Origin of the sequence: Cohnella sp. SGD-V74, assembly GCF_003001675.1 — a bacterium.
GTDB lineage: Bacteria > Bacillota > Bacilli > Paenibacillales > Paenibacillaceae > Cohnella.
In genome coordinates this window covers 413733-439835 of record NZ_PVYW01000001.1, presented here as the reverse complement: position 1 = coordinate 439835, position 26103 = coordinate 413733, and the positions used below count along the sequence as shown (strand labels likewise).

Annotated in this window: 28 protein-coding genes; 25 read left to right on the top strand and 3 right to left on the bottom strand. The window is 55.3% G+C overall.

The features are described from left to right. Nucleotides 1-3 precede the first annotated feature (3 nt). The 9 genes from B0G52_RS02045 (at nt 4) to B0G52_RS02005 (ending at nt 11287) form a co-directional block, all read left to right on the top strand. A complete protein-coding gene (locus B0G52_RS02045; RefSeq protein ID WP_094041834.1) occupies nt 4-876 on the top strand; it encodes a carbohydrate ABC transporter permease in 873 nt (290 codons plus the stop codon). Nucleotides 877-999: 123 nt separating this feature from the next. Further along, on the top strand, nt 1000-2469 hold the full coding sequence (locus tag B0G52_RS02040; RefSeq protein ID WP_094041833.1) for an ABC transporter substrate-binding protein: 1470 nt from the start codon (nt 1000-1002) through the stop codon (nt 2467-2469). Nucleotides 2470-2578: 109 nt separating this feature from the next. Next, nucleotides 2579-5308, top strand: coding sequence for a discoidin domain-containing protein (locus tag B0G52_RS02035; protein WP_094041832.1), 2730 nt, complete (start codon nt 2579-2581; stop codon nt 5306-5308). A gap of 196 nt (nt 5309-5504) precedes the next feature. Further along, nucleotides 5505-7007 carry a hypothetical protein gene (locus B0G52_RS02030; RefSeq protein WP_094041831.1) on the top strand — a complete coding sequence of 501 codons (1503 nt, stop codon included), beginning with the start codon at nt 5505-5507 and terminating at the stop codon, nt 7005-7007. An 81-nt stretch (nt 7008-7088) separates the two neighbouring features. Next, complete coding sequence (locus B0G52_RS02025) at nt 7089-7766, top strand: MarR family transcriptional regulator (RefSeq protein WP_094041830.1); 678 nt, start codon at nt 7089-7091, stop codon at nt 7764-7766. Nucleotides 7767-7817: 51 nt separating this feature from the next. Then, on the top strand, nt 7818-8504 hold the full coding sequence (locus tag B0G52_RS02020; protein WP_094041829.1) for a hypothetical protein: 687 nt from the start codon (nt 7818-7820) through the stop codon (nt 8502-8504). A 347-nt stretch (nt 8505-8851) separates the two neighbouring features. Beyond that, the gene (locus B0G52_RS02015) at nt 8852-9259 is read left to right on the top strand and encodes a phage holin family protein (protein WP_094041828.1); all 408 of its coding nucleotides are present in this window, start codon (nt 8852-8854) and stop codon (nt 9257-9259) included. Between the two features lie 75 nt (nt 9260-9334). Beyond that, the gene (locus B0G52_RS02010) at nt 9335-10759 is read left to right on the top strand and encodes an NAD-dependent malic enzyme (protein ID WP_094041827.1); all 1425 of its coding nucleotides are present in this window, start codon (nt 9335-9337) and stop codon (nt 10757-10759) included. Between the two features lie 153 nt (nt 10760-10912). Further along, a complete protein-coding gene (locus tag B0G52_RS02005) occupies nt 10913-11287 on the top strand; it encodes a cupredoxin domain-containing protein (protein ID WP_094041826.1) in 375 nt (124 codons plus the stop codon). Nucleotides 11288-11323: 36 nt separating this feature from the next. Here B0G52_RS02005 and B0G52_RS02000 read toward each other — a convergent pair whose 3' ends face one another. Continuing rightward, on the bottom strand, nt 11324-11581 hold the full coding sequence (locus B0G52_RS02000; protein WP_094041825.1) for a hypothetical protein: 258 nt from the start codon (nt 11579-11581) through the stop codon (nt 11324-11326). A gap of 82 nt (nt 11582-11663) precedes the next feature. Here B0G52_RS02000 and B0G52_RS01995 point away from each other — a divergent pair, with 82 nt between their 5' ends. The 6 genes from B0G52_RS01995 to racE all read left to right on the top strand — a co-directional run bounded on the left by B0G52_RS01995 (nt 11664) and on the right by racE (nt 14685). Beyond that, nucleotides 11664-11951, top strand: a complete 288-nt coding sequence (locus B0G52_RS01995) for a Dabb family protein (protein ID WP_094041824.1) — start codon at nt 11664-11666, stop codon at nt 11949-11951. After that, nucleotides 11941-12096, top strand: a complete 156-nt coding sequence (locus B0G52_RS35500; RefSeq protein WP_233162264.1) for a hypothetical protein — start codon at nt 11941-11943, stop codon at nt 12094-12096. The genes B0G52_RS01995 and B0G52_RS35500 overlap by 11 nt, the downstream gene beginning before the upstream one ends. 17 nt (nt 12097-12113) lie before the next feature. Next, entirely contained in the window at nt 12114-12536 is a 423-nt protein-coding gene (locus B0G52_RS01990) for a DUF86 domain-containing protein (protein WP_094041823.1), read from the top strand. 389 nt (nt 12537-12925) lie between these two features. After that, complete coding sequence (locus B0G52_RS01985; RefSeq protein WP_094041822.1) at nt 12926-13417, top strand: hypothetical protein; 492 nt, start codon at nt 12926-12928, stop codon at nt 13415-13417. A gap of 5 nt (nt 13418-13422) precedes the next feature. Beyond that, complete coding sequence (locus tag B0G52_RS01980; RefSeq protein WP_094041821.1) at nt 13423-13725, top strand: YtxH domain-containing protein; 303 nt, start codon at nt 13423-13425, stop codon at nt 13723-13725. Nucleotides 13726-13872: 147 nt separating this feature from the next. Beyond that, nucleotides 13873-14685 carry a glutamate racemase gene (gene racE / locus B0G52_RS01975; RefSeq protein WP_094041820.1) on the top strand — a complete coding sequence of 271 codons (813 nt, stop codon included), beginning with the start codon at nt 13873-13875 and terminating at the stop codon, nt 14683-14685. A 61-nt stretch (nt 14686-14746) separates the two neighbouring features. On the opposite strand, the gene B0G52_RS01970 is transcribed toward racE, so the two are convergent. Then, nucleotides 14747-15565, bottom strand: coding sequence for a UTP--glucose-1-phosphate uridylyltransferase (locus B0G52_RS01970; protein WP_094041819.1), 819 nt, complete (start codon nt 15563-15565; stop codon nt 14747-14749). A gap of 212 nt (nt 15566-15777) precedes the next feature. On the opposite strand from B0G52_RS01970, the gene B0G52_RS01965 reads away from it, so the two are divergent. The 9 genes from B0G52_RS01965 (at nt 15778) to B0G52_RS01925 (ending at nt 22954) form a co-directional block, all read left to right on the top strand. Next, on the top strand, nt 15778-16734 hold the full coding sequence (locus tag B0G52_RS01965) for an NAD-dependent epimerase/dehydratase family protein (RefSeq protein ID WP_094041818.1): 957 nt from the start codon (nt 15778-15780) through the stop codon (nt 16732-16734). Then, nucleotides 16731-17924 (top strand): glycosyltransferase family 4 protein, encoded by a 1194-nt coding sequence (locus tag B0G52_RS01960; RefSeq protein ID WP_094041817.1) that lies wholly within the window; start codon nt 16731-16733, stop codon nt 17922-17924. The genes B0G52_RS01965 and B0G52_RS01960 overlap by 4 nt, the downstream gene beginning before the upstream one ends. After that, nucleotides 17900-18934: a CotS family spore coat protein gene (locus tag B0G52_RS01955; RefSeq protein ID WP_094041816.1), complete on the top strand. Its 1035-nt coding sequence runs from the start codon at nt 17900-17902 to the stop codon at nt 18932-18934. Before B0G52_RS01960 ends, B0G52_RS01955 begins: the two co-directional genes overlap by 25 nt. Continuing rightward, nucleotides 18931-19917, top strand: coding sequence for a CotS family spore coat protein (locus tag B0G52_RS01950; RefSeq protein WP_094041815.1), 987 nt, complete (start codon nt 18931-18933; stop codon nt 19915-19917). Before B0G52_RS01955 ends, B0G52_RS01950 begins: the two co-directional genes overlap by 4 nt. 101 nt (nt 19918-20018) lie before the next feature. After that, entirely contained in the window at nt 20019-20939 is a 921-nt protein-coding gene (locus tag B0G52_RS01945; protein ID WP_094041814.1) for a M14 family metallopeptidase, read from the top strand. A gap of 62 nt (nt 20940-21001) precedes the next feature. After that, nucleotides 21002-21232: a hypothetical protein gene (locus tag B0G52_RS01940; protein ID WP_094041813.1), complete on the top strand. Its 231-nt coding sequence runs from the start codon at nt 21002-21004 to the stop codon at nt 21230-21232. Nucleotides 21233-21301: 69 nt separating this feature from the next. Next, nucleotides 21302-22045 carry a cupin domain-containing protein gene (locus B0G52_RS01935; protein WP_094041812.1) on the top strand — a complete coding sequence of 248 codons (744 nt, stop codon included), beginning with the start codon at nt 21302-21304 and terminating at the stop codon, nt 22043-22045. A 365-nt stretch (nt 22046-22410) separates the two neighbouring features. Then, entirely contained in the window at nt 22411-22713 is a 303-nt protein-coding gene (locus tag B0G52_RS01930) for a heme biosynthesis protein HemY (RefSeq protein WP_094041811.1), read from the top strand. Next, nucleotides 22700-22954, top strand: coding sequence for a YuzB family protein (locus B0G52_RS01925; RefSeq protein WP_094041810.1), 255 nt, complete (start codon nt 22700-22702; stop codon nt 22952-22954). The genes B0G52_RS01930 and B0G52_RS01925 overlap by 14 nt, the downstream gene beginning before the upstream one ends. A gap of 266 nt (nt 22955-23220) precedes the next feature. Here B0G52_RS01925 and B0G52_RS01920 read toward each other — a convergent pair whose 3' ends face one another. Beyond that, the gene (locus B0G52_RS01920) at nt 23221-25215 is read right to left on the bottom strand and encodes an LTA synthase family protein (protein WP_158223537.1); all 1995 of its coding nucleotides are present in this window, start codon (nt 25213-25215) and stop codon (nt 23221-23223) included. A gap of 194 nt (nt 25216-25409) precedes the next feature. On the opposite strand from B0G52_RS01920, the gene B0G52_RS01915 reads away from it, so the two are divergent. After that, on the top strand, nt 25410-26045 hold the full coding sequence (locus tag B0G52_RS01915; protein ID WP_094041808.1) for an O-methyltransferase: 636 nt from the start codon (nt 25410-25412) through the stop codon (nt 26043-26045). Nucleotides 26046-26103 lie beyond the last annotated feature (58 nt).

Genomic DNA, 26103 nt, shown 5'->3' with positions numbered 1-26103 from the left:
CGCATGAAAGCGGTCGAGAGAGGCATTATATCGGATTACGACTTGAAGAGTCCGGGCAAGCGCGCGCTCTATTACTTGATGATGTTCGTCGTGCTCGTCATGGTGTGCACGATGCTGTACCCGATGCTCGTCATCTTCTTCAACGGCGTCAAGCTCAATACGGAGGTCAATTCGTTCCCTCCGACGTTCCTGCCCAGCGAGTGGCATTTCGAGAACTACAAGAAGGCATGGGGTTATATCAATCTGCCGCAATTTGCGAGAAATACGCTGTATATTTTCGCCGGCAACATGGCAATGACCGTAATCGTCGTCGGGTTCGCAGCGTTCAGTCTCTCGCGGATGGACGTACCCTACAAGAGAGTCATCCAGTATTTCTTCCTGCTGACGCTGTTCATTCCGCCGACGACGTACATCATTCCGAACTTCGTCAACTTGCGCGATCTCGGGCTGATGAATACGTTCTGGGCGCTGTGGCTGCCCGCGGGGGCCAACGCGTTCTTCCTGCTGCTGCTCAAGACGTTCTTCGACGGCATCAACATGGAAATGTTCGAATCGGGACGCATCGACGGGGCTTCCGAGCCTCGCCTGTACTTCCAAATCGCGTTCCCGCTGTCGATTCCGATCTTCGCGACGCTGGCGATCTTCGTGTTCTCGTCGGCCTGGAACGATTGGTATTGGCCGTCGCTCATTCTGTCGAGCGATGAACGATACCCGCTGGCGACGGCCATATACAAGTACGTCATCAACGTCAGACGGCTGGACTTGAACCTCAGGTTCGCCATCCTGTCGATGATAACTTTCCCGCCGGTCATCGTGTTCCTGATTTTCCAGAAATACATCGTCAGAGGTCTTCATATGGGGGGCGTAAAAGGATAATCCCGATTTCCAGCATGCGTAAATCTGCACATGATCGAAATAGGAATACACATCGCTTTAAGAATTGCGCCTCCATTATGATGAGCGTGTAAGCAAAACCAAAACGAAAAGGGGATTAACACAATGCGCAAGATTTCAACGGTAATCGCTTGTCTTCTCGTGTTCAGTCTGGTACTGGCCGCGTGCGGCGGCAACGACAAGAACAATACGTCGTCTCCGTCCGCTTCCTCGGCATCGCCTTCGGCCAGCCAATCGTCGAGTCCTTCGGACACGCCGTCGGACAGCGGCAGCGGCTCCGGCGGCTTCGATCCCGCCACGCTGAAAGCGACGATCAGCATCTACTATCCGACTCCGGACCAAGTGGAGAAGCGCGCGTTGGAAGACGACAGAATCAAGCGCTTTAACGAAGTGTTCCCGAACGTCGAAGTCGTGAAGAGCGACTGGCAATACAACCCGAACGAAATCGGCATCAAGATGGGCGCGAACGAAGCGCCGACGCTGTTCAACACTTACGCGACCGAGGGCAAATTCCTCGCGGAAAAAGGCTGGGCGGCCGACATTACCGAGCTGTTCAACGCGTACGACAAGAAAGACCAGCTGAACCCGATTCTGTTGAATCAATTCAACATCAACGGCAAAATCTTCGGCATTCCGCAGCAAGGCTACGTCGTCGGAACGGTCGTGAACAAGAAGATGCTGGAGGACAAAGGCGTTGCTGTTCCTCCGCTGAACTGGACTTGGGACGACGTGCTGAGCACGGCGCAAGGGGTCGCGGATCCGGGCAAAGGCATCTCCGGCATCGCCCCGATGGGCAAAGGCAACGAAGCCGGATGGAACTGGACGAACTTCCTGTTCGAAGCCGGCGGAGAGATCCAGGCGGTCGAAGGCGGCAAGGTCGTGGCGAAATTCAATTCCGAAGCCGGTCTGAAAGCGCTGGAATTCTATAGCAAGCTGAAGGAAGCGAACGTCATCCCGGCGGACTGGGCGCTCGGATGGGGCGATGCGGTAGGCGCGTTCGCTCAAGGCAGAACGGCGATGGTCATCGCGGGTCCGGACGGTCCGGTCGACCAAGGCTTGAACCAAGGCGGCTTGAGACCGGAAGACATCGTCGTGTACCCGATGCCTGCGGCAACGGCGGGCGGCAAGCACACGGGCGTTCTCGGCGGCGACTTCCTCGTCATCAACCCGAACGCGACGCCGGAAGAGCAATATGCGGCATTCCACTACGCCGTGTTCGACTACTTCACGGACAAAGGCCTGGAGTCGCTGGAAGCGAACATCCAATCCCGTAAAGCGGAAAACAAATACTTCGTGCCGCCGGTCATCCAGTACTTCAGCCAAGATTCCGAATACGGCCAGAAGCTGAAGGACATCTACGCGAAGTACGACAACGTCTATCAATACAGCGACGAGCTGATGTCGCTGCTCGACGGCAAGCCGGAAGCGCAGTTCAACACGCAAGAATACTACGCGGCGATGACGAACGTCATTCAAGAAGTGTTCTCCAAGAAGGGCGTGGATCTGAAAGCGCAGCTGGACGCCGCGGCGAAGACGGTGCAAGAGCAATTCTTCGATAACATTAAAGTGGAATAGAAAGAGAAGAGGGTTGCCTTGGGCGAACGAAAGTTTGCGAGGGGCAACCCTCTACAGTATCCGAGGAACGAGCTCCTCGGCCAATCCGCATAACGGGAGGGCAGGTTCGGTGAAGCGAATTCGGCTATCGAAAACGATATGGATATCGGTCGGCGCGCTTGCCGCGCTGCTGGCGGCCGCGGCCTACGTGCTGCTGTACTCGCCGCTCGGCGCCAAGGCCGGCTTTAAGGACAAGGACGGACTGCTGATCGTCAGCCGCGCCGGCGCGGAGATTGCGTTCCGGGCCGACAACGGGGCGATCGCTCATATCAAGAACAAGGAAGCGGCCGGCGTCTTGACGATGGGCAACCGGGAGAACGCGCTGTGGTGGGCTTTCTTCGAAGACGACTCGTCCGTGAACGGTCAGAAGGCGGACAGCTTCTCGTACGACTGGAATTCGCGCAAGGGCGAGCTTACGCTGAGCTACGGCGGCCAGATTCAAGTCGAGATCGCGGCGACGTTCGACGTGGACGACCGCATCCGTCTGCGGGCGGAGGTCGACAACCGAACGGAGAAGGCGATCAAGTCGTTCCGGTTCCCGTACGAGCTGAAAGTCGATTCCGCCGAAGTGAAGGACGCGCTGCTGCCGATGCTGCCGGGAGTTAAGCTGCGGGACGCCTTTTTCAAGGAAAGCAATTCGTTCCAGGATCAGTACCCGGGCGTTCTGTTCGCTTCTTATTTGGCTCTGCGCACGGGAGGCGGGGAGCTGGCCGTATACGACCTGAGCCGCGATATCGCGCCGATGACGGAGCTGGGGTTCAAAAACCAGGTAGACGACAAAGGCAAGTCGGGCATCGTCCATAACTACAAAACATGGATCGGGGCCGGGACGAAATGGAGCAGTCCGACGGTTGTGCTGGAATTCGGCGATTACGAGAAGACGATCGCCAGCTACCGCGAGCTGAACGGCATCGCGGAGTACAAGTCGCTGTCCGACAAGCTGGGCGCCGACAAGACGAAGTACTTCGAGCTTCCGTTCTACAAGACGGACGTTTCCGCGATCAAGGACAGCGGCTGGAGCCACTTGACGACGAATTTCATCGACAAGATGAACTATAACGGCGTCATCCATCTCGTCGGCTTCCAGAAGGGCGGGCATGACGAGAACTACCCGGATTTCATGCCGCCCGATCCGCAATGGGGCGGCCAGAAAGCGTTCGCGGCGTTCATGCAGGCGGCGAAGGACAAAGGCAATCTCGTCATTCCGTACACGAACATGAGCTGGTGGGGCGTCAATTCGCCGACGCTGGCGAAGCTTCCCGAAGGAACGACGATGGAAGACTTGATCATCATGAAGGACAACAAGCAGATTATGAAGGAAGATTACGGAGCGCACAGCGGCTACGTGGCCAATCCGGCCCATCCGTTCTTCAGGCACCGCATCGCGGAGGAGCACAAGAAGCTGCTGGAGGGCGGGTTCGACGGCATTTTCGAGGACCAATGGGGCATTCGCAATTCCCCTTACGCTTTCAACGCGACGATTCCCGAAGGGACGGACCCGTCGACAGCCTACTTCAAGGGGCTGCGCGATTACGTCGGCTCGGTCGGCCACAAGCTGTACATGGAGGACGGAACCGACGTGCTGGCGGACGGGGCCGTCGGCTTCATGGGCTCGACCTATCTGTGGGACCTGCTCGGCTATCGCAAAAACACGGCCAGCTACGCGGACTATTATCCGATGTCCGGCATGCTGCTGCGGGACAAAGTGCTGCAATACCATCACGACCTGGCTGCGGAGACGATGACGGACGATCCGGATATGCTGCGTTGGAACTTGGCGATGGGCTACAATCTGGCGGCGGACTTCTTCAACGGGGTGGCGAACCCGTGGGTGGACGCGGTAGCCGTTCTTCAGAAAAATATTTTGTCGCAGTACGGGGATTCGCTGGTGAAAAGCTTCGGGGAAGTTGCTCCGGGCGTGACTCTCACGGACTTCGGCGCTTATGCGGTGAGGGCGAACTGGAGCAAAGAAGCCGGATACGCGATAAACGCGGAAACGGAGCTGGCTCCTGGCGGATATGAGGCCGCCGCGGCCGACGGAAGCCGACGGGCCGGGAGCTATGTGAGGCTGAACGGGCTTGAACTCGACGCGGGCGAGCATCACTTGGTCGAAGTGCGGGAGAAGGACGCGATCCGGGTGTACCAGCCGATCGGCTCCGATACGACGCTGAAGATCAAGAAGGGCGACGGCTGGAAGCATGCGGTCGCAAGCGCATACGAGGCGAACGGGACGAAGGTCGCCGACCTGGTCGTCCGGGAAGAAGGAGACTACGTTCAATTCGACTACGTGGGCGTCGTTAAGGAGCGCAAGGTCGCTTACGTCGAGTTGGCAAGCTCGGCAGAGGCGAGCAAGGCGACGGAGACGTTCGAGAAGGTCAAGGCGATGACGAACGTGGCGCTTGGGAAGAAGGCGCTGGCGACATCGCTGACGGCCGACGCGTTCCCGCCGGAGCTGACGGTGGACGGAGATCCGTACACGTACTGGGAGAGCACGGCCAAGCAGTTCCCGCAATCGCTGACGCTTGATCTGGGCGAGGAGCGGGAGTTGACGAAGCTGATCGTGCGGCTGCCTCCGCAGGACGCCTGGGAGACGAGGCAGCAGGAGATCGAGGTGCTTGTAAGCTCTGACGGCCAATCGTATGCGTCCGTGCTGGCCAAGGCGGCGTATACGTTCGATCCGGCGTCTGCCAACGCGGTAGAGATCGCGCTGGACGGAACGAAGGCGAAGTTCGTGAGGCTGACGATCACGGACAACACGGGCTGGCCTGCGGCGCAAATTTCCGAATTCGAAGCTTATTGATCATACGAGTCAGGAAGCCGTCGCGCTGGGTCGCGGCGGCTTTGCTGCGGTAAGCGGGACAAATATTGCAGTCGGGAGATAAGTCCCGAAAGAGGTTGGGAATTTACATAAATGGATCACAATATCATTGTAATATTTTCCATGGTAAAATACTTTTATATTTAAGATGCCTAACTCTTCTTGAGATGGTGAACTCATGGAACAGAAAATGATTACTGGAAAAGAAATATTTTGCAGCGAGATTCAATCGGTAAATATTCGTGATCTGGTCAAAAAATGTCGCAGCGATAATTGTGCATGTGATATTAGCCTTCGTTTCGGAGAACTTACAGATTTATTTGCGCATCTTTATTTCATATTGGATGGAGCGAACTATGCCGATTATGTTTCCATAAAGCGTTCGGAGCCGGATAAATACGGGACATTGGATCGAGAAATAAAAAAGAGATGCAGAGCGGAATTGGAACGGTCGATCGTTGGGAGCTGCCAAAGCTTCTCGATTTATACCGATTTCAATACTCAGGATATATTGGACTTAATAAAACAATTCCTTGCGAGCTGCAGAGACAAATACGAGCTATTGCTCACTGTAACGAATTGGTTATTCGTGCTGGATGAGTTTTTCGGACAACTTCTCGAATCCTCCTCAAAGAAGAGGGAAAGTGTATTTCCAAAACCGACATTCCGAGGGACGTTGCTCAGGAAAAACCTAAACACTTTAAGTGATATCCTGTTCGAAGACGAAGCGATGGTATTTGATCCTGAAATTGAACTGAAGGATGAAGTAACTTCTATTTATTTGATCAGGGATCATGGTTACGCCGTTGAATATCATTCGCTTTCGCGCGCGGTCAGCGAAAAGATTGAAAGGTACAAGGCGAATCCATTAGAAATGAGGATTGCCTTTATTCCCGGAATAATGTCTTCGCTGGATCAATTCGAATGGGACATCTATGAGACAGAACAAGGGAATCTGTTTCGGTTGAAGGATATTCTAATCGAAGGCTACAGAGAACGAATCAATTCGTTTTTGACGGAGGTAATGGACAAGAGCCCCGACTTGATTATTTTTCCTGAGTTGTCAGCGCCGATTGATCTTCAAAGAAGTATTGTTCAACAAGTAATAGACGTCGATCCGACAATGGTTGTGATTCCAGGCTCCTTTCACGTAGAGGGGCAATATTGCGGAACGGATGACCAAGAAGGTCAATTTTATTATAACTACTCGGAAATTTATACGGGCAATGCGAATCGTTGCAAATTATTCAAAACACATCCGTTCATTCTGAAGAATGGTACAGGCTTCGAAGGAAAGTTATCCGTATTGAACGGTTGCGACAGTATTGAAAGAATAGACATCAAGCGAAAACTCCGGATTATTCCTACACCGATTGGCAATATGGCCATTATTATTTGTGTGGATTTACTGATTGGCGAGGTGGAGAAGACGTTAGTGAATCACGACGTGAAGCTTTTAATCGTGATGGCACTAACCGGGAATCCTGCCGGAGGACAATTTGAACTTCAAATGAAACAATTAGGCAAAAAATCGGGCACAACAGTTTTCATATGCAATAATCCTGCTTTTGGAAGCGTCACAACGACCGTTTATTTTCCGATCCGTCACGGAATATATCAAGGCAAGGAGAGACCTGCACTGGTGGAGACAATAGGGGAAATGCTCGCTAAGACGGAATGAAAAATTGTGATTCCCTAATAATTACGCTAAAATAAGGGTGTGAAGTGATTGTGAACTATTCGTTAGAAATGAGGTGGAAATATGGATACGGTTAAGCTGATTTCGTATTCAAAATTGACCGCTTCTTTACAGAGCAAAAATTTCGAAAAAGCCGAAATCGATCTTTACGAAATTGAAGATTACATTTCTCAATTATTATTGAACGGCGAGTTTGGATTATTGCGGGAAATTAATCAGAAACTGATTGCAAACTTGGATGAAAATACGGTCTTCGACCGTCAAAGCTTTGTTATGGGCAAATTGTTCACGCTCGTAGAAATTCTCGACAATCTCGTCCGGCCGTACGAAATAGCCGTTCAAGTCAATGCGTTGACAGCATTGGAAAAGAGGGCTATGAGGCTTATACACGAATTCGAAGAGATCGTTCAAAGCGATTTGGCTGAAAAAATGATGATTAAGACGAGTTACATGAGCAATGTATTAAAAAAAATGCGCAGCCTGAATCTCGTGTACTATAAGAATAGCGGGAAATATAGATGGTATGCGTTGACGCCGTATGGGCAGTTGCTGTTAAAGTCTATCCAAGAGATCAACCGCGAGGATCGCCCTTTGCTTGAAGACACCAAGATAGACGATACGATTTTCCTCGAAAGAATGAGTAAGAGCGAAAGGAACAGACTGGATTTCGAGAGGTCCACAGGTTCATACTCCCGTTCAAGAATTGATGATGAATACTGGGATATCGTTGAATTTAGGTGATTTTCTTGAGAACCGTCTTCTAATCATTTATGGATTGCGAGTGATCATGAAATGGATCTGAGCAAATATGTAAGCAAGGTCAACGACTGGTATGAGCGCTTGCCTTCAGAAGAGCAGAGGAATGTTCTTGAATCGATTGAGAAGGGACGCAAGTTTCTCATTCAATTTATGCAAAGTAAACAACAGAAGGAAATCCTTGATTGTTTTTTGCGGCTGTGGAGCGATCTGTTTGAGCGCTTGAAAACGGTTAGTGAAGAAGAAGCGGAAGCTTACCTAAAATCGGAAGGTCTTGTCGACGGTACTTTAAGAAAAGCGATCATTGAACAGATTAATAAAAATCTGGATATATACTTTGACGCAAAGCAGTTGCGCGATATGGATATTCAGGATTTTAACAAATTATTGCTTTTGATCATTAAGGACATGTTCGCGGATCGAAAATTTCGCACCGCGGGTCGGCTGGCCGAGGAGTATGGCAGTACCAAAGAGGAAGTGGCCAAGTCGTTCAAATCGATCAAGTTCACGGTCAGCGTATTTTACAAAGGGAATATGAGTTTCGAGGATTTGGAAAAGTTCTCCAAAAGTGATCTCGGGCTGTCCAATGACAAAATAGGTGCTCTCGTGGAACGTATTATGGAATTCAGCGACAAGCTAGAGCGTTACTTCATCTTTGAGCAATTAATGGAAATCAGAGCTGGCATCAACGAAATCTCCGCAACGTTAGAGCAAAATAAATAAATGCTAACCAAAGGGTTGTCCCGTAAGTAGTAGGGTGTACCAGATTATCGATGCAAAAAAGGATGGGCATCTATCTCCCGCAGACTGCCTCATACGCTCCTGAAACCGGTTTACCCATTCAGGTTTCAGGAGCGTATAGCAACGGAGGGAGATAGATGCCCATTACCCTGCATCCATCGATAATCGTTTAGTACGCCTCTTTTTACTTATGGGACAGCCTTTTTGGTTGTAAGCGCCAATCGCTTTTCTCAAAATCGGGAGATTGTACGCATGAAAAACACCGTTCCAATCTTGTCCCACCGCTCATATGCTAGATTATCATCTGCAACATTGAGGGGGAACGGTACATGCAACTGTACGCGGGGACGGTATGCGCCTTCCTGGGAGCGGCGGTCACTTTCTCGTTCGGCATCTGGAACGAGTCTCTAACCTTTTTGCTCGTTCTGATGGCCGTCGATTATATTACCGGCGTGGCGGCGGCGCTGAAGGAAGGCAGCGGGCTTAACAGCAACATCGGCTTCTGGGGGCTGTTCAAGAAAGGGCTTATTCTGCTCGTCATGATCATTACGCACCGGCTGGACGTCCTGCTCGGAGCGGATTTGATCATGGGCGGAGCCGTATTTTTCTATATCGCCAACGAACTGCTGTCCATCATCGAAAATTACGGACGTTTGGGGCTTCCGCTGCCCGACCGGCTGAAGCGCATCGTTCAGGTGCTGCGCGACCGGGCCGGGGAACCGAAAAATCCGAGTTAAACGAATCGTTTTTTGTTTCGGGCGGAATGGCTATAATGGATGAGTAACCCCATTTAGCCAGGAGGTTGATTCAAGATGAGACTGGAAAGCGGGACGAGCGTCATTTTTCGGGTCGAGATGGACAAGCAGAAGGTGACGTTCGGCGAACTCGTGTCTTTGATCGGCCAGCAAGGGGGGGATATCGTCGCCATCGACGTCATTCAGCCCGGCAGGAAAACGGAAATACGGGATCTCACGGTCAGCGTCGCCGAGCCGTCCGAGATCGGCACGCTGTCGGACGCCGTCAGGGCGATGAAGGGCATTCATCTGGTCAACGTCTCCGACCGGACGTTCCTGCTGCATCTCGGAGGGAAAATCCAGGTTCGTTCGAAGGTTCCGATCAAAAACCGCGACGACCTGTCCCGCGTGTACACGCCCGGAGTGGCCAACGTCTGTCTGGCGATTCGCGACGATATCAACAAGTCCCACTCGCTTACGATCCGCCGCAATACGGTCGCGGTCGTATCGGACGGGACCGCGGTGCTCGGACTGGGCGACATCGGGCCTCATGCGGCGATGCCCGTCATGGAAGGAAAGGCGATGCTGTTCAAAGAGCTGGCGGGCGTGGACGCGTTTCCGATCTGCCTGAATACGAAAGATACGGAAGAGATCATCTCCATCGTGAAGGCGATCGCGCCTACGTTCGGCGGCATCAACCTGGAGGATATCTCCTCGCCGAGGTGCTTCGAGATCGAACGCAGGCTGAAGGAAGAGCTGGACATTCCGGTGTTCCACGACGACCAGCACGGGACGGCCGTCGTGCTGCTCGCGGGCTTGATCAACGCGTTGAAAATCGTAGGCAAAAACATTACCGACATTAAGGTCGTCGTCTGCGGCATCGGCGCCGCGGGCTTCGCCTGTTCCCGGATGCTGCTGGCCGCGGGCGTCTCCCGGCTGATCGGGGTCGACAGGTTCGGCGCCATTCATAAGGACGAGCAGTACGACAATGAAGCCTGGAACGAGTTTGCCAAGCTGACCAATCCCGACAACGAGAAGGGAAGCTTGTCCGAGGTGATTGCGGGAGCGGATGTATTTATCGGGCTGTCGCGGCCCAAGCTGTTACATAACGAAGACGTTCGAAAGATGAATTCGGACCCGATCGTGTTCGCGATGGCCAATCCCGATCCGGAGATTACGCCGGAGGAGGCCGGTACGGACGTGCGGGTGTTCGCGACCGGACGTTCCGATTATCCGAACCAGCTCAACAACGTGCTCGCCTTCCCGGGTATTTTCCGCGGCGCTCTGGACGCCCGGGCGAGAACGATCAGCGAGTCGATGAAGCTGGCCGCCGCGCACGCGATCGCCTCGATCGTGACGCCGGAAGAGCTGAACGAGGAGTACATCATTCCCAGCGTGTTTAACGACAAAGTCGTGCCCGCCGTTCGGCGCGCCGTCATTCAGGAAGCGATCAATGCGGGGGTCGCCCGCAAGGTTCCGAGCGATTTTCGCAACCTCGACTGAGCGGTTTTAGTCGCCTTTTCTCGGTCGAATGCGGAGTTGTTCATGAATTTGTCAAAAGTTTTGCGGGAAGAAACGCGACAAATGCTTGAGTTCAAACGCGGATTTTAGGTAGAATATGAGTTAGACATTTTGTAGGAAGCAGGGGAGCAGACAATGCACAAATGGATTATGTCCGCATTGGTGACGATCGCGTGCGCAATGGGGGTCTACTTGCTGGCGACCGCGCTGCCGGAGAGACCGAAAGAGGAAACTTTGGCCGAAGGCCAGGAGATGCTCAGAATTAAAGCGACGAACTTCGAGTTCGACCAGGCGGAGTACAAAGTTAAAGCCGGAACCAACTACAAAGTGAAATACTCCAATACGCTCGGCACTCATGGCGTCGAGTTCGTCGGATTGGGCATCGAACTGGACAAGGACAATCCGGAGACCGAAGTGACTTTCGACACGCCGGGCACTTACGAGCTGCACTGTTCGATCATGTGCGGACAAGGTCACGCCACGATGATTTCCAAACTGATCGTCGAATAGAAGAAGAAGGAGCCGTCAGGCTCCTTTTTTCCAACCTTATGATCGGCTTCTTGCCCGGGAGCGGGTTCGGGAGACGCCGAAATCCGCCAAATATCCGATCAAGGCCCAGCTAAGCACCGTAAGCGCGTACATGAGCCATACGCTGACGCTGTGAAGATCGGTGAACAGCTCGACGAACCACATCGGCACGCTGAACATCATCAGGAACAGATTGTGGGGATCGTAGCCGGTCATGTTAAAAAGGCAAAGCGCAAGTCCGATAAGCGTACATATTGCGGTAATGGGATAGCGCATATCGCGTGCATGCCCCTTTCGCTGTTTATGGCCTAGTATGCGCGGGACGACATATCCTCATGATAAGAAAGGAATGGGAAACATGATTACTCATATCGTATTGTTCAAACTGAAAGACCGCAGCCCCGAGAGCGTCGAACGCACCGCTCAAGTGCTGCGCGACATGGAAGGCAAAATCGACGAGCTTCGTCATTTGGAAGTGGGCAAGGACGTGATTCATTCCGAGCGTTCCTACGATATCGCCCTGGTGACGAAGTTCGATTCGCTCGAAGCGCTTAACGCTTATCAGGTGCATCCGGTGCACAAAAAGGTCATCGAGCATATGACGGAGGTCCGCGAAGCTTCGGTCGCGGTCGATTATGAGAGCTGATCAAATGCTGACGCTTGCGACGGAGAAAGATCCGTCCAATATGGGCGACGTGTATCAGATGGCTACGTACACGATCCTTATTTTGATCAGCGCGGTCATCATGATCGTATGGCTGAAACGCAGAGGACGCGCCAAGAAGAAATGATAGGGGGAGTACGTCCGATGTACGACGTTAACGTAACTTACATTCGCAGTCGGCTGGCCTGTCTTCCCGAGCTTGCGCAGGCGCTGTCCGCCGCGACCGTGTCGTGGACCGGGGCGTTGACGGAAGGACTCGCCCAGGAGCGCGCGCTTCATCTGGCCGCGGAGATTGCGACGGATGTCGGACATGCCCTGATCGACGGCTTCATTATGAGAGACGCGAGCAGCTACGAGGACATTATCGATATCATCTCCGAGGAAGGCGTCGTCACGACCGAAGTGGCGGAGCCGCTGCGCCGTCTCGTGCTGCTGCGCAAGACGCTCGTGCAGGAATACGACCTCTGGCCGCGCAAGGAGCTTCATCCGCTTACTCCGGAGCTTCCGAGAGTGCTGATGGGTTTCTCCGACCAGGTCGAGGCCTATTTGAAGAAAGAGCTGATCTAGACAATACGGATTCGGCAAACGCATAAGGCTGTCCCTTATGTCAGGCAACAGGTATTATCGAGATAGAAAAGGGGGATGTATCTCCTGGAGAGCGAAGCGCCTGCCTCATACGGTCATGAAATTACCCTGTCACGGGTTTATCCGTTCCAAATTTCATGATCGTATCAGCAGTGTAAGGAGATACATACCCCGTTCTTGTTCATCGATAATGCCATTTGTTGCTCCCTGACCTCTTGCGGGACAGCTTTTTTTTGTTATGTCCGTATTCGAGTTGCGGGACAGCGCGAATATTTATGCCCGTCCGCTGTGTCAAGACAAGCCGCTGCTACTTATATTGTATTAACCGCATGGGCATTCGCCCGGGAAAGCGGCGGACGGAGGGGATGCGGATGGCGTGGCAGGTGGCGGGTTACGGAATTGCGGCGGCGGCGGTAGCTGTCGCGGCGGCGATCGTATTCGCGTTGGCGTCGCTGTCGAGGTCGGTAAGGCGGCTTGAGCGCGCGGCGGAAGCCGTCGGCAAGGAGGCGGAGGTTTCCTTGCGGCAATGCGGCAGCTTGGCGGAAGAAGCCAGAGAGACGCTTGCTCTGTCCAGGAGAAGCCTGGAAGGCTTCGCTTCGCTCGCGGAGGGGGCGCGGGCGATGGGGGAAGCCGTTCATGCCGCCGCCAAGACGACGGCGCGCTTGACGGAGCTGTACCGCGACTGTCTGTCCGCGCCGTTCCAGTCCGCGTCCGGCGAAAGCAAGGCAGGAGAGGGAGCGGAGCTGTCGGAGCTCGGGCGCATGCTATGGTCCTTGTGGAAGAGCCGCTTCGGCCGCGACCGCGCCTCGGCCGCCGATCGCCGCAACCCGGAGGCGAATGCGGATCTATCAGAGGGAGAGTGAGCAAGATGGCAGAGAAGAAAGTCGTAAAATCGTTCTTGTGGGGTGCGTTGGCCGGAGCCGTTACGGGCGCGGTCGCCGCTCTGCTGCTGGCACCGAAATCAGGGCGCGAGCTTCGCGGCGATATCGCGGACACGGCGCACAAGGTCGGAGAGAAAACGGCCGATATCGGCCGTCAAGCCGGCACCGCCGTGCAGTCGCTGGCGAAACGCACGTCCGGCCTGATTACGGATATTCGTTCGCGCAGAAGCCAGGAAGACGCCGAGGCGGCTCCCGCCGAGAAGGAAGAGGAAAGCGCGGCCGCATTGTAATAAGATCGTCGGCCTTCGCGCATATGCACACGAGCCGTCCGCTCCCGCGGGGCGGCTCTTTGCCGTTCGCGGAGGGAACCATTTGGTCTTCGTCCTCATAATGTAATCTGAAGCGACCTCTACAACAATGAAGAAAGCGGTGTTTCTGTGCAGCAAGCGATCGCTGTTCTTGACTCCGGAGTGGGGGGGCTGACCGTCGTCAAAGAAGTGATGCGTCAGCTTCCATCTGAGCAAATTTTGTATTTCGGCGACACCGCGAGAACTCCTTACGGACCCAGAGCAGCGGAAGAGGTCGCGCAGTTTACGCGCGAGATCGTCGACTATCTCGTTCAGTTCAATCCGAAGATGATCGTCATTGCCTGCAATACGGCAACCGCGGTAGCGCTGGAGGATATTCGCCGGCGGGTGGCGATTCCGGTCATCGGCGTCATTAACCCCGGCGCGAGAGCGGCGTTCGGGCGAACGAGATCCGGAATCGTCGGCGTCATCGGCACGGAAGGAACGGTAAGGAGCGGCGCGTACGAAGCCGCGTTAAAGCGCCTGTCTCCCCGGGTGGAAGTCGTCAGCCGCGCCTGTCCTGCGTTCGTCCCGCTGGTAGAGGACGGCAACTTCCGCTCGGATCGCGCGTTGGAGATCGTCGCGGATGCGTTGTCCCCGCTTCGGGGTTCGAAGATGGACTGTTTGATTCTCGGCTGCACGCACTACCCTTTTCTGGCTGACAGCATCTCCCGAGTCATGGGACCGGAAGTCGTCCTGATCAATTCGGCGGAGGAGACCGCCAGAGAGATTTACGACGTGCTGAAGCGGAGCAACGAGCTTGCCGGCAAGGACATGTTGCCGATTCACAGGTTTTTCTGCAGCGGGGACCCCTGGAAGTTCAGGGAGATTGCCCGGGAATGGCTGGACGAACAAATCCGGCTGACGCCCGTCGTATGGCAATTTCCGCATATCGGCGTGTAAGGCAGGGCGAGAGCAAGCCGAGAATCCCCGGGGATTCGGCTTGCCGCGCCCTATTCGCGAATTAACGAATTCCCCCCTCGCGATTGAGATAGTAGTTTTGCAGAGCGAGATAATCTTCCATTTTGCTGATGTCGTAGCTTGGAGATTTAATATTCATTCCGTACAGCTCGGCCGTCTCCAGCCACTCCTGCAGCGCGTCCGTCAGTTGGATTTCCCCTCCCGCGCCCCGTTTATCCTTATGAATAAATGCGAAAATTTCCGCCGGAAGCACATACCTCCCGATGACGGCCATATTCGAGGGGGGCTTGTCTACCGGTTTTTCGACGATTTCCTCGATTCTCGTCATGCCGGTCGTAATCGGCGTTCCGCGGATGACTCCGTAATTGCGAAGCAGGGTTTCGTCTTCGACGGTTTTAATTCCGATGACGGGACGCCTGTACACTTTGAAAGCGCGTATCATCCTTTTCAGAGTGACGGCGTTGTCGGTAAGCAGGTCGTCGGGCAGCAGCAGTGCGAACGGATCTTGGCCGACGAACGGCTGCGCGAGCTTCAGCGCCATCCCCAGACCGAGAGCTTCGGGCTGCCGTACGTATTGGATGTGAACGTCCGGCATCGCCAATTGCTCGGCGACATCGGACTTGCCCTGGGCCTGAAGATGCTGTTCGAGTTCCGGCGCCCGGTCGAAGTAGTCGAGAATCGCGTTTTTGCCTCGAGAGACGACGATCAGAATTTCGCGTATGCCGGCCGCCACGGCTTCATCGACGATATAGTGGAGCGCCGGTTTGCCGCAGATCGGAAACATTTCTTTGGGGACGGCCTTGGAGACGGGCAAGTTCCGAGTACCGTAGCCTGCTGCAGGTATTACCGCTTTAACAACCATGGGATTCCCTCTTTTCTCCAATTCTGCTTTCCATATTATATTGCTTGACCGAGGGGAGGGAGCTTGTCCGCTTAAAAAAAGGCAACCCGTAAAAATATCCAGGGTATGGGTAGTTATACGTGGTGCATTCGTAGCGATTTACATATTTTGTTGCAAAAGGCGGTGAGTCAAATTTAAAGGATCGGAGCGATCGGCTCGGGAGGTGGCCAATTCTGAACGTACTGGTAACGGGAGCGGGAGGGTTTATCGGTTCCCATCTGTGCGAGAAGCTGCTGGAAAATCCGGAGCTGCGGGTAACCGGCGTCGACGGATTCGTGCAGCCGCGGTTAAAGGCGGAGAAGCTGAGCAATTTGCGCCGTCTGCTGCCTCACCCGCGATTCGCTTTCGTGGAAGCGGCGCTGCAGAAGGTCGAGTGGGAGAGTCTTCTTCCCCAGACGGATGCCGTCTTTCACCTGGCCGGCATGCCGGGCGTCCGCTCCAGCTGGGGAGCGGATTTCTCCAAGTACGTTCTCCATAACATCGCGGTAACGCAGCGGCTGCTGGAAGCCTGCGTCAAGCATCCGCCCGGGCGGCTTATTTTCTCTTCGACGTCATCCGTGTACGGGCAGAAATCGGGCAGCGTGGCCGAGGACAGCCCACCGGAGCCGCTGTCTCCTTACGGGGTCAGCAAATTGACGGGAGAGCATCTTTGCCGCGTGTACGGAGAAAGCTTCGGAGTCCCCTTCGTCATCTTGCGTTATTTTACCGTATACGGTCCGAGGCAGAGGGGAGATATGGCTTTCCACCGATTCATCCGGCAGCTGCATCGCGGCAAGCCGCTCCAGGTGAACGGAGACGGGCTGCAGAGCCGCGACTTCACGTTCGTGAAGGATTGCGTCGCCGGGACGGCCGCCGCGCTCGATGCGCCGGGCATCGTCGGGGAGACGATCAACATCGGGGGAATGGAAAGGGCGACGGTGCTCGAGACGATCGCCATGCTGGAGAGGATATCCGGGAAGAAAGCGTCGATTCGGACGGGCGGCGCTGCCCGCGGCGAGCCGAAGACGACTTGGGCGGATATCGCCAAAGCGCGCAAGCTGCTCGGGTATCGTCCGACCGTTCGTTTGGAAGACGGACTGCGACTGCAATGGAACGCTATGATCAACGACGATGAAGGAGGGCAGCCATGAGACTGGCATTGATCTGCACGGAGAAGCTTCCGGTTCCGTCCATTCGCGGAGGAGCGATTCAGATCATGATCGACGGCGTGGTTCCGTTCCTGGCCGCGGACAACGACGTGACGGTCTATTCGATCACCGATCCGGATTTGCCTCAGTACGAGAGAAGAAGCGGCATTCGCTACATTCGGTTTCCCGCGGAATCGTACGTAGAAAACGTGGCCGCTTCGCTCAGCCGGGAAGGGTACGACGTCGTACACGTATTCAACCGTCCGAAACACGTCCCGCATTACAAGTCTGCCGCGCCGCACAGCAAATTCGTCGTCAGCCTCCACAACGAGATGTTCGACGTCAACAAGCTGACCGATTCCGAAGGAGCCAGCACGATCCGCTCCGTGGAAAAAATCATGACGGTCAGCGACTATATCGGCTCGACGGTAACGGCGCGTTATCCTTCGGCCAAATCGAAGGTGCGCACGGTTTATTCCGGTTTCGACGCCAACCGCTACGTGCCGGTCTGGTCGGAGGAAGGGAGCCGCACCCGCGCGAGGCTGCGCCGAAAATACGGCCTGTCCGGGAAGAAAGTCATTCTGTTCGTCGGCCGTCTGACCGACAAGAAAGGTCCGGACGTCTTGATCAGGTCGCTTCAGCAGGTGCTCGCCAAGCACCGGAATGCGGCGCTCGTCATCGTCGGCGGCAAGTGGTTCAGCAAAAACTCCATGAACGACTACGTCAGGCAGCTGTATGCCGAAGCGAAGCCGTACGGCAACCGCGTCATCTTCACTCAGTTCGTTCCGGCGAGCGAAATCCCGGATTATTTTCTCATGGGCGACGTCTTCGTCTGCAGCTCCCAGTGGCAGGAGCCTCTTGCGCGCGTGCATTATGAAGCGATGGCGTCCGGCATTCCGATCGTGACGACGAAGCGGGGAGGCAATGCCGAGGTGATCCATCATCGGGTCAACGGATTGCTCGTGAAAGATTATCAGAGTCCGACCGCGTTCGCGAACGCGATCAACTATATGTTCTCCCATCCGGAAGAGGCGAAGAGGATGGCGCTGAAAGGGCGTCAAATGGTCAAAGCCGACTTCACGTTCAGTCACGTGGCAGGAAGGCTGACGAAGGTATATAAGGAAGCGTACGGAATGGCGACGGTATCGCGGCGAAAGGGGAGGAACAGATGCGGAATCCGGCGGAAGTCCTGAAGCAGTATCCGATCAAAATTCGCAAAGTGACGCTGATCTCCTGGAAAGGGAAGAAGGGAGCTTGGTCCGTCCAGACGGATCAGGGGACGAAGGTGCTGAAGAAAACGTCGTCCGCGAAGTCTCGGCAGCTGTTTCTGAATCAGGCGGTGCAATATTTGCGCGCCAACGGAGCGCCGATTCCGAAGCTGATCGAAACCCGTTCAGGCTCCGACGTCGCCGAGATCGACGGGGAGTGCTACGTTCTGTCCAATGCGGTACAGGGCTCCTCGCCCAGCTACGATTCCGCGTCAGACTTGAAAGAAATCATGACGGCGATGGGCAAGTTCCATAAAGCTTCGCGCGGCTTCAGGCATTCGGGCGAAGCTGCCGAGCAGTCGCTGCTCGGCAGTTGGGAAGACTCCTACGTTCGGCATCTGCAGGATTTGGAGTCGTTCAAAGCTCAAGCTCAGCGCAGCAGCTCGGCTTTCTCCAAGCTGTTCCTGAGATCGGCGGACGACTTTATCCGCCACGGCGAGGAAGCGCTGCAGGTCGTTCGGGGAAGCTCTTACGTCCGCTGGGTTCGCAAGGTCGACCGGGAGAAGAACCTGTGCCATCAGGACTTCGCCGCGGGCAACCTGATCCGTACGTCGCGCGGGCTGTATATTATCGATATGGACTCGCTGACCTACGATTTGCCGGCCCGGGATTTGCGGAAGATTTTTAACAAGGTGATGAAGAAAAAAGGTTGGGACTACGAGCGCACAGTGACGATGCTCCGGGCTTATCAATCCGTTCATCCGCTGAGCGAGGACGAATACAGGGTATTGCGCGCGGACTTGCTGTTCCCCCATCTCTACTACGGAATCTGCAGCAAGTATTACAAACGCCGGTCCGCGCTCGAGTGGGACGAAGGCAAGACGCTCGAGAAGCTGAAGATGAACATTCGCTCCGAAACTTCCAAATTGCAAGTGCTGGCCCGCTGGGATCAAATCGTGCAAAGAGCATCTGGACAGAGGAGCGGGTACCGATGAGGACGCAATCGCAGCTGCTCCCGCTGGCTCAGCGGGTGTTGACGGAATTTCCGATCGTTCCGCGTTCGGTCTCGCTCGTTCAGGCGACGGAGACGAAGGCGATCTGGAAGGTGACGACCCGGGATCGGACGTACGTGCTAAAGCGGTTGAACTACGGATTGGAGAAAATGCATTTCGCGATCCAGGCGCAGAAGTATATCCAGGATCACGGCGGTCCCGTTCCCCACCTGACGAAGACGAAGCGGGGCAAGCTGTACGCGGAATACAACGGACAGGTGTTTATTCTGTTCGACTGGATCACGGGGCGGAAGCCGGATTTCGGCGATCCGAACGACTTGCGCCGGGCGGTGCGGCTGCTCGCGCGCTTCCACCGGTCGTCGAGCGGCTTCCGTCCGCCGATCGCCTGCCGGGAGTCGACCAAGCTGGGCAAGTGGCCCGGACAGTACGAGAAGATGAAGCTTCATATGAAGGAATGGCAAACCGCCGGGGTTCAACCCGCGCTGGTCGGAGTTTTGAAGCCGTACTGGGGAGGCCTGATCCGTCAAGCGGAGCAAGTGCAGGACAGACTGGCCCGTTCCGGATACGACCGGCTGTCGGCAAGCGAACCGAGAAACCTGTGCCATCAGGATTACAGCGAAGGCAACGTGCTGGTCAGCGGCAGCGGGGGAGCGGTGCTTGACCTGGACAGCGTCACGTACGATTTTCCGGCGCGGGATCTGCGCAAGCTGATCCTGAAGAGGATGGTGGAGAAGGGGCGTTGGGACAGCGCTCTGTATCACAGCGTCATCAAGTGGTATACGGAAGTGAACCCGCTGAACAGCGGGCAGATGAGGCTTGTCCAGATCGACTTGAGCTTCCCGCACCTGTTCTACGAGTCGGCCAAAAATCCGTTCCGTAAAAACGCCTCCGCCTCCGCTTCCAAGCTGTTGACGACGGTCCGGATCGAGAAGGAGAAGAACGCCTCGCTGTCCGGTCGGGCGTAGTTCGAAGCGCTTCGCTCTTCGGCCGATCCGCCCCGATCATTCATAAGTCCGGTTCGCCGCGCATACATGATTACCATCTCGAAGAAACGGGAGGGATCGCGATGGCGGACGAATCTGTCGGAGAGACTTGCCGCGAGGGTTCGGAGTACGGGCCGAAGAGGCTGCAGGCGGATATTGAAGCTTTAACCCGAAAGCATTCCTTCGTCGCCGCGGGATCGATCGGCAGCAGCGCACTGGGCCGGCCGATCCCGTTTTTCCGGCTGGGCACGGGACCGTTCCACTGGCATTTCAACGGCGCTTGCCATGCGAACGAATGGATCACGTCGCTGCTGCTGATGAAATTCGCCGAGGATTACGCGGACAGCTATGCGCGGGGGGCTTCGTTCTGGGGCAAGTCCGCGAGCGATTTGTTCGCGAGGTGCAGCCTGTGGATCGTGCCGATGCTGAACCCGGACGGCGTGGAGCTTGTTCAGAGAGGGGTGACGGAGGAGCACCCCTACTATCGGGAGCTGCTTCGGTGGAACCGGGGTTCCGGTCAGTTCCGGCGCTGGAAGGCGAACGCGAGGGGCGTCGATCTGAACGACCAGTTTCCCGCGTTTTGGGAAGAGGAGCGGACCCGCCGGGCTGTGGATGGTCCGGCCCCTCGCGACTACTCCGGGGAGAAGCCTCTGAGCGAACCGGAGGCCGCGGCTTTGGCCGAGTTTACTGAAAGAAGCGATTTCCATGCCGTGCTGGCGCTTCATACTCAGGGTGAGGAGATCTACTGGAATTATCGCGGCGGGGAGCCGAGGGAGTCGCAGGAGTGGGCGGACCGGATGGCGAGAGCGGCAGGCTATCGCGCCGTCTACTTGGAGGGCAGCGATGCGGGGTACAAGGATTGGTTCATTGCCCGGTTCGGGAGGCCGGGATTTACGGTCGAGGCAGGATGGGGGCATAATCCGCTGCCTCCGGAGACGGCCGACGAATTGTACGACGATATCGCAAGACTGCTGGCGGAAGCTTTGGACTGCGCGCCCGCTTGACTGACGGGCGTGCCGGTAGGGTACAATGAGGGAAAACGCTTGTCGGAAAGGAGCGATCCCTCATGGCCCGTAAATCCGGATTGGCGCTGTGGATGCGTATTCCCGGGCGCGTATGGCGCATTCTGCGCTCGGACAAGGTGACGCTGAAGGATAAGCTGATCTTCGTCGTGCCGGTGCTGCTCTATTGGGTGTTGCCGGACTTCATGCCGCTGCTGCCGATCGACGATGCGGCGTTCACCGCAGCCGCAGCCATATGGTACGCCCGGGCGATGGAGCGCAAGTACGGCATATGAACCCGAATATGGGCGATTGCATATACTCTCTATAGATTTCAAACCTGCTATGGAGAGGCGGAGCGCAAGTTGGCTATTTCGTATATGGATTACGCGTCCCCGAACGCGCAATTCACCTTCGATCTTAAGAACGATCTGTTCTTCAAGAAGGATGACCGCAATTATATCAACCGGTTGTCGATCAAAGATCTGAACACTTTGGGCAATTACTCCTTGCTGGATATCTTTTTGACCACGGGCAACGTAGTCGAGCCGCACATTCATCAGAACGCTTCCGAGCTCGTCTACTGCATTTCGGGCTCCGCCGTTGTTTCTCTCATCAATCCGTTCTCGCTGAAGCTGATGAATTTTCCGATCAAGCCCGGACAGGTCGCGAACATTCCGCAAGGCTGGTGGCATTATGAGATCGCTGCGGAGGACAATACGCATCTGCTGGCGATTTTCGACGCTCCGATTCCGGAGGCGATCTTCGGCTCCGATATTTTGCGGTTGACCCCCGCCAGCGTATGGGCGCATTCGTACTGCCTGGACGAGGCGCAGGTGAAGGCGACATTCGCGCCGATCCAGGAGACGGCGTATATCGGTCCTCCGAAGAACTGCAAGAAGGGTCAGCAGGTCGCGGCCCATTCCGCGCGGATCGGCTCGCAGCCTGCCCAGCATGCTCAAGCCGCTCCTCCCGTTCAAGCGGGGCAGCCTGTTCAAGGGTACGGTTATCCGGCCTATGCCCCGCAAGCCTACGGGCAAGCGTACTACGGTCAGCAAGCCGGCGCTCCTCAAGGTTACGGACAACAGCCGTACGGAGGACGCGCATAAGACGTTTGTCCAGCGACAGGAATTGTTCCATAAGCAGGGGAGTAGTACAAGATTGTCGATGAATAAAAGAAGGTCATCTATCTCCTGGAGACTGCCTCATACGGTCCTGAAATCACCTATTCACGGGTTTATCATTTCAAATTTTAGGATTAGGGTTCGGGGTCCCCGCAAAGTAATCGGAATAAGCTTCGAAGCTTAACGTCACTTTGTGGGGTATCTTGCATCGGAAGGAGATAGATGCTCATTACCCTTCATCCATCGATAATCAATGTACTATGCCTCTGTTTACTTATAGGATAGCTTCTTGTTTTCCTGCGGTAAACTCTTTACAATAGAACGGAGAAACCGACGGGAGTGAAGGACGAATGAACTGCAAAATTACCCGCAATGCGGCGAAGGTGCTGCGCCAAGAATTGGACAAGCCCGAGAACGCCGAATTGAAGCTTAAAGTGTTCGTTACGCACAGTCACGGAGACCATGCGCACTACGGCATGGATCTGGGCAAGCCGACCGACAAGGACGAGGTCGTAACGACGGATAAAGGCATAGACGTGATCTTGACGAAGGGCGAAGAGTTTCTTGACGGCGTGAAGATCGACTATCTTTATTTTCCGGAAGAAGGATTCGTCATTACGAATCCAAGCAAGGGGAACCATGGAGACCACTGATCGCGAACGCGTCGCATCCCGGAACGATATCCGGATCTGCGACAAGTGCAAGCATATCCGGGTCAAATCGATGCTGCCCAAGCTGCAGAAGATAGCCCCTGGAACCGAGATCAAAGTGGCGTGCAAGTCTTATTGCGGCCCGTGCGCCCGGAAAGCTTTTGTCTTCATCAACGGACGATACGTAACGGCTCCTACGGAAGACGAAGCGATCGAAATAGCGAGCAAGTATGTAAAAAGCTAATATCCGCAGTCGAAGAAGCCCAGGGCGAGTATGCATACACGCCCTAGGGCGTGTATGCAAACCCGCTCAGAGGCATCTATCACCGCCTTTTCGCCCCCTGCTTCGTCACTTTTGCTTGACGTACCTCCGGTACGCCTTCACAAAAGTTCCTTGCATGGAACGAAAATTCGGCCACATCTGCTATCTTCGGAGTATGCATACACGCCCTAGCAAAATGGCGGTGCCGGGAATTGTCCCTGCACCGCCATTGCTCTGTTCATTCACGTTTACGGCTGACCGTCTTCCTCGCGGAACAGAGAAATCAGATCATTCTCGATCGTCATGTCCGATACATTCAAATCTCGTTTCGCCGCTTCGGCGCCTTCGGTACAGGCAGCGACGTCGGTTTCGGCCGCTTCCTCGCCTTCCAGGGAGTAGCATTTGCCATTCTCAATCAGACCGTCGGCGTTCGGCACGAAGTAGACGCGTCCGTCGGTAAAACCTCCGTTGCGGAACACGACCGATTTGCGCGCTTCGGAGAGCATGCTGACTCCCATCATGTAGCGGCCCTCCGCCGGTACGCCGAGTAAGTGCATGAGGGTAGGCGCCGTATCGATCTGTCCGACGGCTTTCTCGATGACGCCGGCATGCTCATCGCCCGGAAGATGGACCAAGAACGGCACTTGCCGGACGATCCGATCTTTATCCAGCTCGGAGACCGGCTTGCCGAGAAACTTCTCGTACAGGCTCCAGTCGTATACGGAGTTGTCATGATCTCCGTAGAACATCAGAACGGTGTTGTCCCACAAGCCTTCGTCCTGCAAGTCCCGAATGAGCTTGCCTACTGCGGCGTCCACGTAATGAGCGGCCTGGATGTAGTCGCCCATGATCGTTCCGCCGAGCTCGCCCACGTTCAGCTCCTGATTGACGTATGGAAGCTTGAACGGGTGGTGGCTGGATAAGGTAATGGACAGCGCGTAAAAAGGAGATCCGTTGCGTTCCTTCAATTGCTCGATCGTCTGACGGAAGAACGATTCGTCCCCGAGAGACCATCCGATCGGCTCGTCGATCCGGTAATCCCTAATATTGTAAAACTGATCGTAGTCCATGTTGTGGTACATGTTGTTCCGGTTCCAGAAGCTTCCGTCGTAGGCGTGATGAACCGTCGCGTCATAGCCGCGGCTCTTCAATATGCCGGGAGCGCAGTCGAATTCGTTGCCCGCGAACCGGATAAATACGGAGCCGGTCGGCAGCGGGTGCATCGAGCAACTGGTCAGGAAGTCGGCGTCGGAAGTTCGGCCCTGCGCCGTCTGATGATAGAAGTTCGGGAAGTAGACGCTCTGCCCGATCAGCCGGTTCAGGTTAGGCGTAATTTCTTCGCCGCCGATCGATTGACCGATGACGAACGTTTGGAAAGCTTCCGCCTGAACGATCAGCACGTTCTTGCCGGCATATTGCCCGAACGGCGGCTCGGATTCCGCCTGCCTCTGAAGCTGCCGTCTTTCCTCGAACCAGGATCGCGCTTCGAGGATTTGTTCCTCGGTCAGCTTTTGGCCGAACCAATGCTCCTTGGCGTAGCGATAGGCGTCGTAGCCGTGAAACCCGAGCAGTCCCGTCACGTTGTAGATCGGCACGTTCCACCAGTTGCCGACGAACAAGCCGCGCGCCCAGCCGTTTTTCTGCTCTTCTACCGGATAGTAGACGAGAGACCAGCCGATCACGAATACGAGCGCCGCCGGGAGCAGCTTGCGCCAGAGGAAGCTGATTCCGGACCTGGAGGCTCGAGGGCTTCGCTGTCCGTCAAGATTTCTCTTGGCGGAATGCTTCCATAACGTCCACACGGCCAGCGCGAAGGCGATCGGAAGATCCGCGAAGTAGATCCAGTCTCCCGGCCGCATCAGGCTCCAGATGCTATCCTGCAGTTCTCCGACCTGGCCGGCCTGAAGCAGAACGGGGACGGAGATGAAGTCCTTGAAATAACGGAAATAAATCAGGTCCGCGAAAATCAGGACGGACAGCGCCAGATCCAGAGCGGCCAAGGAAACCGCCCTTGCCCGCACTCCGAGGAAGATCGTCCAGAAGGAAGCGAGCAGCACCGCTCCGAGATTAACTGCCCATTTCCAATGATTCATCCCGCCGACGTTGAATTGGTGGTCCAATTCGTTTAATTTATATAGCATCGACACGACGAGCAGCGCGATCCCCCAGACCGGCCACGACCCCAGCGCGTTCCGGCCCCGGCGCAGCCCTGCACCGGCGGCGGATCGCATCTTTGACAGCATAGTATGACTTCCTTTCCTGCAAGCGGCGACCGTTAATGTCGCCATTCCCATAATATTGAATTTCATGATAAGCATAAGCAAAAAATAGTATAGCTCTCTGGAAAGGGATTTACAAACTTTGTGATAAAATGTTCATTAAAAAAGTTCCCGCCGGCCGCCGAGCGGCCGCGGATTCACTTGGAGGAGATTTAACGATGGATATGACGCCGGAAGCTTATTTCGACGGTCTATACGAGAGCGACGCCGATCTCGATCGGGTTGCCGACCGCTTGCGCGAGGCGGGGATGCGGGATATTTCCGTGGCGCCCGGTTACGGGAGGCTGCTTACGTTTCTGGTAGCGGCGTCCGGCGCGACCCGGGCGCTTGAAATCGGCGCGCTGGGCGGATACAGCGGGATATGTCTTGCCCGGGGGCTGCCGGAGTCCGGCCGGCTCGTTTCGCTTGAGCTGAAAAGCGAGTTCGCGGAGATGGCCCTGGCCAATCTGACGGCGGCGGGGTTGGGGGACAAGGCGGAATACCTCGTCGGAGAAGCTTCGGCGAACCTCGTGAAGCTCAAGGAACGAGGAGATACGTTCGATTTCTTCTTCATCGACGCGGATAAGGAAAACTATCCTTATTATTTGGAAGCTTGTCTGGAGCTGGCGAATCCGGGGGCGATCATCGCGGCTGACAATACGCTGCTAAGAGGGAAGACGATCGACGAAAAGAAGCAAGGACCTTCGGTTCGCGCGCTTCGACAATTTAACTTGACGATTGCCAGAGATAGTCGTTTTCAAGGCGTTCATCTGCCCGCATACGACGGTTTGGCGCTTGTTCGCGTTAAAGCTTAGCCGCTAAAACGGCATAAAATTTTGAGCCCTTTTTCTCTATGAAAGGGCTCTTTTTTAC